Annotated in this window: 12 protein-coding genes; 9 read left to right on the top strand and 3 right to left on the bottom strand. The window is 67.9% G+C overall.

What is annotated here, in order from left to right:
• From PYV00_RS11945 to PYV00_RS11935, 3 genes are all read left to right on the top strand, one after another.
• Positions 1 to 1,073, top strand: a 1,073-nt coding sequence (locus tag PYV00_RS11945; protein WP_342803812.1) for an LLM class flavin-dependent oxidoreductase, incomplete at its 5' end; no start/stop codon positions are given.
• 148 nt (positions 1,074 to 1,221) lie between these two features.
• Complete coding sequence (locus PYV00_RS11940; RefSeq protein WP_275228491.1) at positions 1,222 to 2,112, top strand: SDR family NAD(P)-dependent oxidoreductase; 891 nt, start codon at positions 1,222 to 1,224, stop codon at positions 2,110 to 2,112.
• Positions 2,113 to 2,120: 8 nt separating this feature from the next.
• Complete coding sequence (locus tag PYV00_RS11935) at positions 2,121 to 2,408, top strand: putative quinol monooxygenase (RefSeq protein WP_275228490.1); 288 nt, start codon at positions 2,121 to 2,123, stop codon at positions 2,406 to 2,408.
• A gap of 46 nt (positions 2,409 to 2,454) precedes the next feature.
• Here the strand turns inward: PYV00_RS11935 and PYV00_RS11930 are convergent, their stop codons facing one another.
• A complete protein-coding gene (locus PYV00_RS11930; protein WP_275228494.1) occupies positions 2,455 to 2,964 on the bottom strand; it encodes a YqgE/AlgH family protein in 510 nt (169 codons plus the stop codon).
• A 203-nt stretch (positions 2,965 to 3,167) separates the two neighbouring features.
• Between PYV00_RS11930 and PYV00_RS11925 the strand changes: the two genes are divergently transcribed.
• From PYV00_RS11925 to PYV00_RS11905, 5 genes are all read left to right on the top strand, one after another.
• Positions 3,168 to 3,863, top strand: coding sequence for a fumarylacetoacetate hydrolase family protein (locus PYV00_RS11925; RefSeq protein ID WP_275228489.1), 696 nt, complete (start codon positions 3,168 to 3,170; stop codon positions 3,861 to 3,863).
• A 118-nt stretch (positions 3,864 to 3,981) separates the two neighbouring features.
• A complete protein-coding gene (locus PYV00_RS11920) occupies positions 3,982 to 5,163 on the top strand; it encodes a hypothetical protein (protein ID WP_342803813.1) in 1,182 nt (393 codons plus the stop codon).
• The gene (locus PYV00_RS11915; RefSeq protein ID WP_275228493.1) at positions 5,163 to 5,948 is read left to right on the top strand and encodes an SDR family NAD(P)-dependent oxidoreductase; all 786 of its coding nucleotides are present in this window, start codon (positions 5,163 to 5,165) and stop codon (positions 5,946 to 5,948) included. The genes PYV00_RS11920 and PYV00_RS11915 overlap by 1 nt, the downstream gene beginning before the upstream one ends.
• Before the next feature lie 9 nt (positions 5,949 to 5,957).
• Positions 5,958 to 7,148 (top strand): sulfotransferase family protein, encoded by a 1,191-nt coding sequence (locus PYV00_RS11910; protein WP_275228487.1) that lies wholly within the window; start codon positions 5,958 to 5,960, stop codon positions 7,146 to 7,148.
• Positions 7,145 to 8,146, top strand: a complete 1,002-nt coding sequence (locus PYV00_RS11905) for an alcohol dehydrogenase catalytic domain-containing protein (protein WP_275228486.1) — start codon at positions 7,145 to 7,147, stop codon at positions 8,144 to 8,146. The genes PYV00_RS11910 and PYV00_RS11905 overlap by 4 nt, the downstream gene beginning before the upstream one ends.
• A gap of 31 nt (positions 8,147 to 8,177) precedes the next feature.
• Here PYV00_RS11905 and PYV00_RS11900 read toward each other — a convergent pair whose 3' ends face one another.
• Both PYV00_RS11900 and PYV00_RS11895 read right to left on the bottom strand, forming a co-directional pair.
• The gene (locus PYV00_RS11900; RefSeq protein ID WP_275228485.1) at positions 8,178 to 9,884 is read right to left on the bottom strand and encodes a class I adenylate-forming enzyme family protein; all 1,707 of its coding nucleotides are present in this window, start codon (positions 9,882 to 9,884) and stop codon (positions 8,178 to 8,180) included.
• A 159-nt stretch (positions 9,885 to 10,043) separates the two neighbouring features.
• Complete coding sequence (locus tag PYV00_RS11895; RefSeq protein WP_275228484.1) at positions 10,044 to 11,231, bottom strand: cytochrome P450; 1,188 nt, start codon at positions 11,229 to 11,231, stop codon at positions 10,044 to 10,046.
• A gap of 113 nt (positions 11,232 to 11,344) precedes the next feature.
• On the opposite strand from PYV00_RS11895, the gene PYV00_RS11890 reads away from it, so the two are divergent.
• On the top strand, positions 11,345 to 13,393 hold the full coding sequence (locus PYV00_RS11890) for a TonB-dependent receptor (RefSeq protein ID WP_275228483.1): 2,049 nt from the start codon (positions 11,345 to 11,347) through the stop codon (positions 13,391 to 13,393).
• Positions 13,394 to 13,441 lie beyond the last annotated feature (48 nt).

Below are 13,441 nucleotides of genomic sequence, written 5' to 3'. Positions count from 1 at the left end.
CCGGCGCGGCCACCTATCGGCCATCAAAATTGACGCCGACCGGACTCCGTAATCGTCGCGCTACAACGCAACTGGCGATCGAGGCCGAGGCGATGGGCTTCGATTTCGCCGCGATGGTGGAGCATCACTTCACCGACTATGCCGCCTGCCCCGATCCGCTGCAGGCGCTGAGCTTCGTCGCGGCCAGGACCAAGACCATCAAGCTGATGCCCGCCGCCGTGATCCTGCCGTGGAACGATCCGCTGCGCGTGGTGGAAAAGACCGCGATGCTCGACGCGCTGTGCGAGGGCCGGCTTTACCTCGGCATGGGCCGGGGCGCGGCGCGGCGCGAGTTCGACAAGTTCGGCGTCACGCTCGCCGATTCGCGCGAGATGTTCGACGAGGCAGCGCTGATCATCATGGACGGGCTGGAGCACGGCTATGTCGAGGCCGACACCAAGTGGTACAAGCAGCCCCGCGCCGAGATTCGCCCCCGGCCCGAGGGCTGGAACCGCGATCGCTGCGTCATGGTCTCGATGTCGCCGTCCTCGTGCGAAGTGGCGGCGGACTATGGCCTGAAGGCGCTGCGCTTCAGCCAGGGCGACTGGTCCAAGGCGATGCCCGAGATCGACAAGTACCGGAATACCTTCCGCGAAAAGCACGGCAAGATCGCCCCGCCGTTCATCATCAGCGATTTCATGGTCTGCTTCGCCGACCGCGCCAAGGTGACGGACTATACCGACAAGTATTTCGCCGCGCAGTTCCTGCAAGTCGCCAACCACTATGAATTCATGAGCCCGCACTTCAAGGAGCTGCCGTCCTACGCCACCTATGCCTACATGGGCGACATGGCGGCGGCGCGCGGCGGGCCGGACAAGGCCTACAAGGACTATGTCGGCGGCAACCTGATCGGCACGCCCGAGGAGCTTTACGAGAAGCACCTGATGCGCAAGGCAATGGTCGGCGATTACGAGATCATCGCCAATTTCAGCTTCGGCGGGATGCCTTACGAGGACGTCTACGAGCAGATGAAGCTGTTCGCCGACAAGGTCATGCCCAAGCTCAAGGAAGAAGAGCCGGTGTTGGCGGCCTGAAAATGCGCCTGTCGGCGCAGGGCGGCACCGGCCTGAAATGCGCTCTTCCGCGCATTTTCAAACCGACTCTCAAACCCATAATCATGTGATATCCGTGCCCGGCGCCGTGCGAACGGAAAGCCGGGCACACGACTTTCGGGAGAAGCGAATGACCGAGATTTCAGGCAGAACCGCCGTCGTCACCGGAGGTGGCAACGGCATCGGCATGGGGCTGGCGAAGGAACTGGCCCGGCAAGGCGCGAAAGTGGCGGTGGCCGACATCATGCTGGCCAATGCCGAGAAGGTCGCCGACGCGATCCGGCAGGCCGGCGGCACCGCCATCGCGGTGGAATGCGACGTGTGCGAGCGCGAGGCCATCGCGGCGATGAAGGCGGAAATCGCCGCGCGGCTCGGCCCGGTGCAGCTGCTGTTCGCCAATGCCGGGGCGACCGCGTTCGACCCGCTGATGGAAATGTCCGATGCCGATGTCGACTGGATCCTCCAGGTCAACCTGCACGGGGTGATGAACACCACGCGCGCGTTCCTGCCCGACATGATGGCGGGCCGCGAAGGCCATATCTGCGCCACTGCATCGATGGCGGGGCTGCTGCCCGGCTGGATTCCGGTCCACGCGCCCTATTCGGCGGCCAAGGCGGGGATCATCGGCCTGATGATGAACCTCGCGCTGGAACTGGGCGAATACAACATCCACACCACCAGCTATTGCCCCGGCGGCGTGGCCACGGGCATGAAAGCGAACAACGCGCGCTATCGCCCCGCGAAGTTCGGCGGCCCGGGCGAAGGCGAAGTGGCGATCAGCGAAGCATCGAAGGACCACACCAGCATGGACTTCTACACGCCCGACGCGATCGCGCCGATGGTGCTGAACGCCGTGCGCAACAACCGTGCCTTCATTTTCGATCATCCCGAGCAGCGCGCCGAATTCCGCCGCACTTATGCCAGCGTGGTCGAAGCCTGCTATGATGATGCCGATGCCTGGCACCGCGAGCACGGCACGCCCGCGGCCAACCCGCACGGCGCGATGCTCGTCACCGGCTGACGCGCGCCGTGATCCTTGTCGTCGCGACCGTCCGCGTCCATCCCGACCGCGTCGAGGACTATGCCGCCGCCTGCCGGGACATGATGCCCCGGCTGCAGGCGGCCAATCCCGGCATCCTGTTCTACCACGCGGGCCGCAGCCGCGACGAGGAGGCGACCTTCCGCGTGATCGAAGCCTATGCGGACCGCGAGGCGATGGAACGGCACATCGGCAGCGACATGCTCAAGGCCTCGTTCGCCGGGATGCGCGACTACATCGCCGATATCGACATCCGCGTGCACGACGCGATTGTGTGAGAAGGTGTTGGGAATGCGCCTATCGGCGCATGGCGGCACCAGTTCCTCACGCGCGGCCGGTCTCGCTCGCGAGCAGCGCGGGATCGATGCCTTCGGCGCGCCAGCTGGCGATCCAGCGTGCTTCGGTCGCGGTTTCGAACAGGATCTCGGCGCGCCCCTGCGCCGCGTACCAGCCGTGGCGGCGCATCTCTCCCTCCAACTGGCCCGGCCCCCATCCGGCATAGCCCAGCGCGATCAGCCAGTGCCTGGGCCCATGCCCCTCAACGATCGCGCGCAGGATCTCCAGCGAGGCCGACAGCCCGCATAGCGGCGCGACTCGCAAGGTATCGGCACCCGACCAGTCAAGCGAATGGACCACGAAGCCGCGCCCCGGCTCAACCGGGCCACCGTGCAGCACGTCCCGGTCGGGCACGTCGCCCGGATCGATATCCAGCTCTTCAAGCAGTTCGCGAAACCGCACGCCCTTGCGCACTTGTCCGATGCCGATGCCCAGCGCGCCGTTCTTGTCGTGCATGCACATCACGCTGACCGAATGCGCGAAGCGCGGATCGAACATGCCGGGCATGGCCAGCAACAGCCTGCCAGTGAGATATTCTTCCTGTGTCACGCGGGCGAGTTTACGCCATTCGCACAAGGCGGCAAGGCACCCGTCGCCACGCCGCCCGCCGTTCGGGACCATTGCCTTGCCTGCGCACCGCCAACAGGACTTTTGCCGCGTCGCCGGGCCGCCTATGGCAAGGCGAAGCCGGAGCCTTACGCATGACCCTTCTGTTCGCCTTGCCCGAAACCCCCTCGGTCCCGATTCAGGGCGAGGCGGCGCGCTTTCCCGTGCGCCGCATCTTCTGCGTCGGCCGCAATTACGCGGCGCACGCGCGCGAGATGGGCGCCACGCCGAATCGCGACGCGCCGATCTGGTTCACCAAGGCGCCCGCCGCGCTGTGCCTTTCGGGTGCGACCATCGCTTACCCGCCGGGCACGACGAACTGCCATTACGAGATGGAACTGGTCGTCGCGATCGGCGCGCCGGGTTTCCGCCTCGCGCCCGATGCCGCCATGGCGCTGGTGCTGGGCTATGCTGGCGGGCTGGACCTGACACGGCGCGACTTGCAGAACGCCGCCAAGGATCAGGGGCACCCCTGGGACACCGGCAAGGATTTCGAGAATGCCGCCGTGATCGCCCCGATCACCCGCGCCGCCGCGTTCGGGGCCCTAGGCGAACAGCGCATCACGCTCAGCCGGAACGGCGAAACCCGGCAGGACGCGCGCTTGTCCGACATGATCTGGAGCCTGCCCGAGCTGATCGCCAACCTTTCGACGATGTACCACCTCGCGCCCGGCGATCTCATCTACACCGGCACGCCCGCCGGCGTCGGCCCGATCGCGCCGGGCGACGTGCTGGAAGGCACGATCACGGGGCTGGCGCCGCTTTCGCTCACCATCGCGCCGGCGGAGTAGCGCCGCGCCGCCGGCGCTTGCCGCTGTTCCCTCTTGCCATGGCCCGCCAAAAAGATAGTCTGCACTATCTTTGATCGGCGACGCCCGCCAGGGGCGCGCACAACCGGGCGAGGCAGACATGGACAACGAGGCGATTTCACCGGCGATCCTGCCGTACCTTCAAGACCTTGAAGGCGCGGTCGCCAACCTGAAGGACACCTGGCGGCCCGACGATCCGGCCTACATCGCCGACGTCTATCGCCAGACGATGACGAGCCTGTCCTACGCCTACTTCGCCTATTTCCACGCCGATGCCGAGCATCCCGACTGGGCGCCGCTGTGGAACCCGGTGTTCACCCTGCAACCCAACCCCGACGACATCTATGTCCAGAGCCCGATCCGGGGCGACCTGACCTATCGCGTCTCGGGCAATCGCGGCACTTGCGCCATCCTTTCGTTCACCAGCCAGAAGGCGGCATCGGGGACGGTGGACGAGATGCCGCGCCCCAACGGCCATAACGAGCTGGATACCAACGACCTTGGCATCCCGCTGGGCGAGGACTTCGAGATCCTGTTCAGCGCCGAACGGCCCGCCGGCCATACCGGGCATTGGGGCCGGATCGATCCCGAAGCGACCTACATGTACTTGCGCTATCGCAGCTATGACTGGCTGAACGAGGTCGATCCGGTACTCTCGATCGAATGCCTCGATCCGGTGCCGCCCAAGCCGCGCCTGTCGCCCGAAGAGATCCTGCGCCGCATCGGCGAGATGGCGAAGTTCCCCGCGCGCAAGACGAAGACGTACTACGCGATGCAGAACGGGGTGAAGGAGCGCGTCGGCTTCAACGTGTTCGAGCCGGTCCGCTATCCCGGCGCGCTGGTCAAGCAGACGTACTGGCCGGCCTGCTTCCAGCTTGACGCGGACGAGGCGCTGATCATCGCGACCGACCTGCCGGCGCGCGCGCCATACTGGAACGTCCAGCTCAACGATCCCTATTTCAACGCGCTGGAATATGTCTATCGCCTCTCCAGCACCAACGGCCACTTCGCGAAGGTCAGCTCCGACGGGAAATTCCGCGCGGTGATCGCGCTCACCGATCCGGGCGTGCCCAACTGGCTCGATCCGGCGGGCTATACCGAAGGCGGCATCTATGGCCGCTGGTACGATTGCGACAGCGAGCCGGTGCCGACGATCACGCGGGTGAAGCTGGCGAGCCTGCGCGATCACTTGCCCGCCGACACGCCGGTGGTCACGCCCGAGGAACGCGCCGAGGAGCTGCGCCTGCGCGTGCGGGCCTGCCAGCGGCGGAGGCGCTGGTGATGCTGCGCGACCAGCTTGATTTCACCGGCAAGGTCGCGATTGTCACCGGCGGCGGCACCGGCATCGGCTATGCCACCGCGCGCCTGCTGGCCGAACTGGGCGCGGGCGTGGTGATTGCCAGCCGGGGCGCGGAGGAGCTGCAAGCCTCGGCTGGGCGCATCGCCGCCGAAACCGGCGCGCGCTGCCTGGCGGTGCCGACCGACGTGAAGGACGAGGATGCCTGCATCGCGCTGATCCAGCGCGCGATCGACGAATTCGGCCGGATCGACGTGCTGGTGAACAATGCCGGCGGCACGCGCATGGGGCCGCTGGAACAGATCCCGACGCGCGGCTGGGATTCGATCTTCGATCTCAACGTCAAGTCCGCCTATCTCTGCACGCGCGAGGCCGGGCGGCACATGATGGCGCGGAAAGCAGGTGCGATCGTCAACATCTCGTCCAATGCCGGGATCACCGGGGTGAAAGGCGGGGCGCACTATTCGGCGGCGAAATCGGCCTTGCAGATGTTCACCACGGTGACGGCGGCCGAATGGGGCCGCTTCGGCATTCGCGCCAATTGCGTCGCGGCCGGCATGATCGCCAGCCCGCGCGCCGCCGCCGCATGGGAAGTGGCCGGGCTCGACACGACCAACGTGGGCTCCACCATCCCGCTGGGCCGCCCCGGCACGCCCGAGGAAATGGCCAACATGATCGTCTTCCTTGCCAGCGACGCGGCCTCCTACGTCACCGGGCAGACCATCGCCGTCAATGGCGGGCCATCGCTGGGCGGCATCCCGCTCGACTGAGGACTCCACATGGAAACTCGCTACGATCCCCCCGAACGCTTCGCCGCCGCGCTGGACCAGGCGCACGAAGCCGTCATCGCCGAGATCGGCACCGATGATTTCGGCCCGCGCGACTATCTGCCCGGCCTTCAGGCGCTGCTCCAGTCGATGGACTACGATCCGCATTTCCATGAGCAGGGCCGCCGCCTCGCCTGGGGCATGGTGGTGGGCGTGCTGCGCGGCCGGGCGCAGGCGATCGCCGCGATGAAGGCCAACCCCGGCTTCGATGCGCGCGCGATCGAAAGCCCGGTGGTGATCATCGGCGTGCCGCGCACCGGCACCACCGCGCTGCACCGGCTGATGGCGGTCGATCCGCGCTTCCAGGGCCTGCAGACGTGGCTGCTCGATTCGCCGCGCCCGCGCCCGCCAGTGGAGGACTGGGCCAGCGACCCCGACTTCCAGCGCACCGTCGCGCAGCTGAAGGCGCAGCACACCGCATCGCCCGATCACAAGGCCGCGCATTTCCGCGCGGCCGAGGAAGTGCACGAATGCTGCATGGTGCTGCGCCACGGCTTCGTCTCCAACTTGTGGAGCTGCGGCTGGTCGGCGCCGACTTACGATGCCTGGTGGCAATCGACGAGCGAAGCGGCGGCCTATGACTACTATTACCGCTGCGTCCAGCTGATCGGCGCGAACGAGCCGGACAAGCGCTGGCTGCTGAAGAACCCCGGCCATGTCGAGAACCTGGACTTGCTGTTCGCCGTCTATCCCGACGCGAAAGTGATCCAGACGCACCGCGATCCGGCCAGGGCGGTGCCCTCGCTGGTCTCGCTGCTGATGCTGATGCACCCGCTGATGGAAGAGGGCCGGGCCGGGGAGCGCGGCGCGATCATGCTGCGGCGCGAAGTGGCCAAGTGGTCCAGCGCGGTGCGCAAATGCGATGCGGTGCGCGCCCGCCATCCCGGCAAGGTGCTCGACGTGGTCCATGGCGATTTCCACCGCCAGCCGATGCAAGTGCTCGACCGGATTTACCGCTTCATCGGCATGGACATTCCCGAGGCGACTCGCGACGCCTTCGCCCGGCGCATCGCCGAAAAGCCCGAGCTGGCGCACGGCGTGCACCGTTACCGGATCGAGGACTATGGCATGACCGCCGACGAAGCGCGCGAACCGTTCGGCGATTATATCCAGCGCTACGATCTGGTGGAGACGAAAGCATGAAGGCGGCGATCTATCCCGGCGGCGGCGGCGCCATCACGATCGAGACCATTCCCGATCCCGAGCCGGGCCCCGGCGACGTGGTCATCAAGGTCCACCGCTGCGGCATCTGCGGCACCGACCTGTCGATGACCAAGGGCGAGATCTGGGATTACGGCGCCGGCCAGTTCGGCCACGAATATGCCGGAGAGATCGTCGCGGTGGGCAAGGACGTGACCACCCTCAAGGTCGGCGGCAAGATCTCGGTGCTGCCCTCCGGCGCCTGCGGGCATTGCCAGAGCTGCCGGACCGGGGCGAACCACATCCTGTGCAGCAATGCCGCGGGCGCGATGACCGGGTTCGCCGAATATGCCCGCCTGGCGTCGAACATCGCCATCCCCTTGCCCGATACCCTGTCGCTGACCGACGGCGCGCTGATCGAGCCGCTGGCGGTCAGCCTCTATGGCGTGCGCCAGTCGCTGATGATGACGGGCGACAAGGTGCTGGTGCTCGGCGGCGGCACGGTGGCGCTCTATGCGATCTACTGGGCGCGGCGGCTGGGCGCGGGCCGCATCGTCGCCGCCTCGCGCTCGGACCGGCGCAAGGACTTGTGCCTGGCCATGGGCGCGGATGCCTTCGTCACGTTCGGCGAGAACGAGACCGGCGAAGTGATCGAGGCGCTCGGCGGCCCGGCGGACGTGGTCTACGAATGCGTCGGCGTGGAAGGTATGCTGACCAGGTCGGTGATGCACGCCCGGCAATACGGCAAGGTCGTCTCGCTGGGCTTCTGCACGCACCCCGATCCGCTGATGCCGGCGATGGCATCGTACAAGTGCGTCTCGATGCAGTTCCTCGTCGGCTATACGCTGCGCGATTTCCACTACATCGCCAACCATCTCGATGCGGGCCACGTCGATCCCAAACGCATCGTCACCAACGAGATCGCGCTGATGGACCTGCCCGCGATGATGGACCGCCTGCGCGGGCCCAACCGCGAGACGAAAGTGCACGTCCTGACCTGAGCGTCGCGGTGCGGGCGGCCCGCGCCGGCGGTCAGGCCGCCGCCAGCTTGCGCATCGCCAGCGCGCGCGCCTCGGCCGGCTTGATCTTGGCGGTATTGGTCAGGTCCAGCTCTCCCGGCTCGACGAAGAGCACCTTGCGCGGCACCTTGTAGCTGGCCAGCCGCGCCTTGAGCCAGGCGATCACCTCGGCCTCGGTCAGCGTCCGGCCTTCCTCGCGCACGATGCACGAGACGACGATCTCGCCCAGCGTCTCATGCGGCACGCCGGTGGTCTTGCAGACCTTGACGCCGGGGCACGAGCACAGCGTCCAGTCCACTTCCACGGGCGAGACATTGGCGCCGCCGGTCTTGATGATGTCGTTGATCCGGCCCTGGAACACCAGCCGCCCGCGCTCGTCGAGATAGCCGCCGTCCCCGGCGCGGTAGAAGCCTTCCGCGTCCAGCGCCTCGTCGGAGGGGATGCCGATATAGCCCAGCATCAGCGTCGGGCCTTTCACCGCGATCTCGCCCGTCTCGCCCCGGCGCAGCGTCTCGCCGCTCGCGGGATCGACGATCCGCACGGTGTTGCCCGGCAGGACACCGCCATTGCACCCTTCCCAGACTTCGCGCGGGGCCGACACCGGATAGGCGGTGGAGATGGTGAACGTCTCGGTCGATCCATAGGTGGCGCGCGGATCGGTCCAGGTCGTGGTGATCGTCCTTTGCGGGCGCCGCAGATTGATCTCGGCATCGAAGTAGTGGAAGGCGGAAAGGTCCGCCTCGGGCCAGGCCGGCTCGGCTTCCAGCTGGGCCCACTGGTGCGGCCAGCAATAAGGAAAGGTCACGCGCTCGGCCGCCATCAGCGCGACCGTTTCGGCCGGCCGGAACGTGCGCTGCAGGATCAGCGTGCCGCCCGCCGCCAGCGTCCCGCCCAGCGCGATGCTGAAATTGCCCGACCAGAACAGCCCGTTGGCCGACCAGGTGCGCACCGGGTGTGGATCGTTGAAAAAGTCATAGATCCGCGTCCAGCGCCAGCTCTGGATGTTGACGCCGCGATGCCCGTTGAGGATGCCCTTGGGCTTGCCGGTCGATCCCGAGGAGAAGAACAGCAGGGCCGGATCGGCCGGTTTCACCGCCTCCGCGCGCGCCGCGACGATATCCTCGCCCACCGTGTCGCCATGCGCAAGGAAGGCGTCCCAGGCCTCGATCGCCCCGCCCGGCGCGGCGCCGACCGCGACGAGCCGGCGCAGGAACGGGAACCGGAGCGAGGCCAGCCTGCCCGGCGCGGCGCTGGCGATGCCGGGTTCCAGGTCGGTCAGGATCGCGGTGAAGTCCTTGGCCAGCACATGCGGTTCATAGAGCACGATCGAGACCGCCGAGGCGCGCAGCAGGTATTCCAGCTCGTCAGGCGTCGCGAACGTCGACAGGCCCACCACCGTGCCGCCGGCCAGCGTGATGCCGAAGCAGGCCGAGACCCATTCGAGCCGGTTGGTCATGAGGATGCCCACGCGGCTGTCCTTGCCCACGCCGCAAGCGACCAGCGCCCGCGCCACCGCCATCGAGCGCCGCCACAGCTCCGCATAGCTCCAGCGTTCGGTCCCGGCGCCGGCCTGATACATGACGAGCGCCTCGCGATCCGCGTAGCGCGCGGTCACTTCGCGCAGGAACCCCGGCAGCGTCAGCGCGCCCAGCACCGTCTCGCTTTCCAGCGGATCGCCGCGCACGAGCGCCAGGCCCGGGTCCGTCGTCCCATCGGTCATCGTTTCTGCTCTCCCGGTCGTATCGGCTACGACTAAGCAATCGTACAGCCCGGCACAACACCCGGCTGCGGCGCGGAAGGATTTCAGGAAAGCGGGGGTTTCGGGCGGGCACGCGCGCCGGGGCCGCGATCAGGCGAAGGCGGGCTTTGCCAAGCCCCCTCAGGCCTTGTCGCACGTGACGATCGCGCCGTGCACTTCATAGCCCATGATCGGCGCGCACCAGCCGATCTGCGGTTCCGTGGCCAGGCGGATGCCCGGCACGCGCAGCAGCGCATCGAGGAACACGCGCGTTTCGTGCAGCGCCACTTGCGCGCCGGGGCAGCGGTGCGGGCCGTCGGCGAAGCTCATCCAGCTGCCGGCGATCTTCTGGCGCCGCGCCCGCTCGGGATCGATGGCGAAAGGGCACGCGCCGGTCGCGGCCGGATCCGCGTTCACCGCGCGCATGTCGATCGCATAGACCTCCCCAGCCTTGACCGTTTCGCCCCCCGGCCCGGTGAAGTCCGCCACCGCGCGGCGGTGCACCATCGCGGCCACGGGTTCGAGCCGCAGGATCTCCTCCAGGATCGCCAGCTGTTCCTCTTCCCCGCCGGCCAGGAAGCGCTGGCGCAAGGCGTCCTGCTCGAACAGGTGCCAGGCGACCATGACGATGAACTCGCGCGTGGTCAGCATCCCGGCGGTCGCATAGGTCATGCATTCGATCAGGACCGCCTTGTTCGAAAAGCCCTCCTGAACGCAGTACGAGATGACATCGTCCTTCGGCGCCACCCGGCGCGCGCGGATCGCGGGCAGGACGTCGCGCCAGAAGAACTGCATCGTACGCCACAGCCCGCGCGCCTTGTCGAGCCAGCCCGCCGGGCCATCATGGCTGGTGCCGATGGTCAGGAAGGTCTTGCGGATGCGTTCGGACAGCGCGGCCGGATCGCTCTGGGTCAGGCCGACGATCTCGGCCGCGACGTCGCAGGCCAGCCTCATGCTCATGATGTCGAGCTGGGCCTGGCCGTCGCGCCGCAGCTCGGCGATCAGTTCGTCGGTGGCGCGCCGCATCACCGCCTGATGGCGCGTCTTGATCGCCTTGGGGGTGAAATAGCGGGCCAGCTGGCTGCGGCGTTTCCTGTGCAATTCGCCATCGAGGAAGAACACCGAGACATGCTCGGGATTGTCGAGCTTGATGTGCTCGGCCCCCGCCCCCGCCTGCCGGAAATCCGGGCTGCGCAGGACTTCGCGCGCGAAATCGAACGATCCGATCACTTTCGCGCCGGGATTGGGCCGCACGTTGCGCGCCGCGATGGCGGCGGACTTGCGATCGTCGCGATCGGACACGGCGGGGCGGGACGTGATCTCGGTCATGGCGGCGGCACCCATTGTGATCTATCGTGTATCGTAATATCGGCGTCCGCGAAGTCAATTGACGCGCCCTCCAAACGACTTGTCTGGCAAGGCGCAGGGCCTAAGGAACGACCATGCCTGCGATCCGCTTCCTGTCGACAGATGCCCCCGCCACGCTGGCCCTGTCGGCCGCGATGCTGGCCGCGCTGGCCCCATGGGCCGCGCGGGCGGAAGAAGCCGCGCCGCTCTCCCCGATCGTGGTCACGGGCCGGGGGCTGGACGATACGCCCGCGACTCCGGCCTACGACGTGACCGAGATCGGGCGCGAGGTGCTGACCACCAGCGCATCGGGGCGGATCGAGGATGCCTTGTCCTCGATCGCGGGTTTCCAGCAGTTTCGCCGGTCGGACAGCCGATCGGCGAATCCCTCGGCGCAAGGGGTGACGCTGCGCGCGCTGGGCGGCAATGCCTCCAGCCGCACGCTGGTGCTGCTTGATGGCGTGCCGGTGGGCAATCCGTTCTTCGGCTATATCCCGCTGAGCGCGCTGGCGCCGCAACGGCTGGGCGCGGTGCGCGTGACGCGCGGCGGCGGATCGGGCGCGTTCGGATCGGGCGCGGTGGCCGGCACGATCGAACTGACCAGCGCCGCGCCCGGCACCATGGGCCTGCTGGATGGCGAGGCGCTGGTCAACGACCGGGGCGAGACGCAGGCGGCGCTCACCGCCGCGCCGACGCTGGGTCAGGGCTTTCTGCTCGCCAGCGTGCAGTGGGACCGGGGCCAGGGCTTCTGGACCACGCCGAAGGACCAGCGCGTCCCGGCCAGCGCGCGCGCCGGCTATGAAAGCTGGTCCGCCGCGCTGCGCGCGGTCGCCCCGCTCAGCGACACGGTCGAGATCCAGGCCGCCGGCCTGGTCTATGACGACCGGCGCACCTTGCGCTTCGCCGGCGCGGATTCGACCTCCAGCGGCAGCCAGGCCAGCCTGCGCCTGGTCGGGCGGGGGGACTGGCAGTTCGATGCGCTGGGCTATGTCCAGGCGCAGGATTTCTCCAACATCGTGGTCAGCTCCACCCGCTTCGTTCCCACGCTCGACCAGAAGAAGACACCCGCGACCGGCATCGGCGGCAAGTTCGAACTGCGCCCGCCAGTGCCCGAAGCGCATGTCCTGCGCCTTGGCACCGACGTGCGCGTGGCCGATGGCAAGCTGCTGGAAACCCCGGTCAGCACCGCCGACGGCCAGATCACCTCGATCCGCCGGGCCGGCGGGCGGACCAGCGATCTGGGCTTCTATGCCGAGGATGACTGGACGCTGGGCACGCTCACCCTCACCGCCGGGGTCCGCGCCGATCGCTGGACGGTGCGCGACGGGTTCTACCGCGAAGTGGCCGCATCGGGCGCGGTGATGAGCGATACGCGCTTTGCCGACCGTTCGGGCTGGGAAAGCAACTGGCGCGGCGGTGTGGTGTGGCGCGCGGCGGGCGGGCTGCGCTTGCGCGCCGCGGCCTATACCGGCTTTCGCCAGCCCACACCCAACGAGCTTTATCGCCCCTTCGTGGTCTTCCCGATCACCACCAATGCCAATGCCGATCTCGGCAACGAGCGCTTGCGCGGCTATGAGGCGGGGATCGACTACGAACCGTCCGAGGCGATCGCGCTTTCGCTCACCGCCTTCGACAACCGCGTCAGGGACGCGATCGCCAATGTCACGATCGACGCCACCACGCGCCAGCGCCAGAATGTCGAGGCGGTGCGCGCCCGGGGGATCGAGGCCAGCGCCGCGCTGCGGCTGGGCACCGTCTCGTTCGCCGGCTCGCTCGCCTGGACCGATGCCGAAGTGCAAGGCAAGGGCGCGTCGGCCGGGCTCGACGGGATGCGTCCGGCGCAAGTGCCCCGGCTGGCCGCCAGCGCCACACTGGCCTGGGCCCCGCGCGCGGACTGGCGGCTGGCGGCAACGCTGCGCCATGTCGGCAGCCAGTATGAGGATGACCTCGAGACCGACATTCTGCCCGCCGCGACCACGCTTGACGCTTATGCCGAAATGCCGCTGGCCGGGCGGTTCAGCGCGATCCTGCGCGCCGAGAACCTGACGGACACGCGCATCGTCACCCGCAACCAGGCCGGCTCGATGGATCTGGGCACGCCGCGCACGGTCTGGGCCGGGCTCAGGGTCCGGCTCGGGCGCTGAGAACGAAACGGGCAGCGGGGTCGACTTCGTGCCGCTCACGGGTCTATC

Origin of the sequence: Novosphingobium album (ex Liu et al. 2023) (assembly GCF_029076845.1) — a bacterium.
GTDB lineage: Bacteria > Pseudomonadota > Alphaproteobacteria > Sphingomonadales > Sphingomonadaceae > Novosphingobium.
This window is presented reverse-complemented; position numbering and strand designations above follow the sequence as displayed.

What these genes read in the sequence shown, in the direction of transcription:
- PYV00_RS11940 (WP_275228491.1), top strand. Translation starts at nt 1,222, where the DNA reads ATGACCGAGATTTCAGGCAGAACCGCCGTCGTCACCGGAGGTGGCAAC.
- PYV00_RS11930 (WP_275228494.1), bottom strand. Translation starts at nt 2,964, where the DNA reads ATGTTCGATCCGCGCTTCGCGCATTCGGTCAGCGTGATGTGCATGCAC.
- PYV00_RS11925 (WP_275228489.1), top strand. Translation starts at nt 3,168, where the DNA reads ATGACCCTTCTGTTCGCCTTGCCCGAAACCCCCTCGGTCCCGATTCAG.
- PYV00_RS11920 (WP_342803813.1), top strand. Translation starts at nt 3,982, where the DNA reads ATGGACAACGAGGCGATTTCACCGGCGATCCTGCCGTACCTTCAAGAC.
- PYV00_RS11915 (WP_275228493.1), top strand. Translation starts at nt 5,163, where the DNA reads ATGCTGCGCGACCAGCTTGATTTCACCGGCAAGGTCGCGATTGTCACC.
- PYV00_RS11910 (WP_275228487.1), top strand. Translation starts at nt 5,958, where the DNA reads ATGGAAACTCGCTACGATCCCCCCGAACGCTTCGCCGCCGCGCTGGAC.
- PYV00_RS11905 (WP_275228486.1), top strand. Translation starts at nt 7,145, where the DNA reads ATGAAGGCGGCGATCTATCCCGGCGGCGGCGGCGCCATCACGATCGAG.
- PYV00_RS11900 (WP_275228485.1), bottom strand. Translation starts at nt 9,884, where the DNA reads ATGACCGATGGGACGACGGACCCGGGCCTGGCGCTCGTGCGCGGCGAT.
- PYV00_RS11895 (WP_275228484.1), bottom strand. Translation starts at nt 11,231, where the DNA reads ATGACCGAGATCACGTCCCGCCCCGCCGTGTCCGATCGCGACGATCGC.
- PYV00_RS11890 (WP_275228483.1), top strand. Translation starts at nt 11,345, where the DNA reads ATGCCTGCGATCCGCTTCCTGTCGACAGATGCCCCCGCCACGCTGGCC.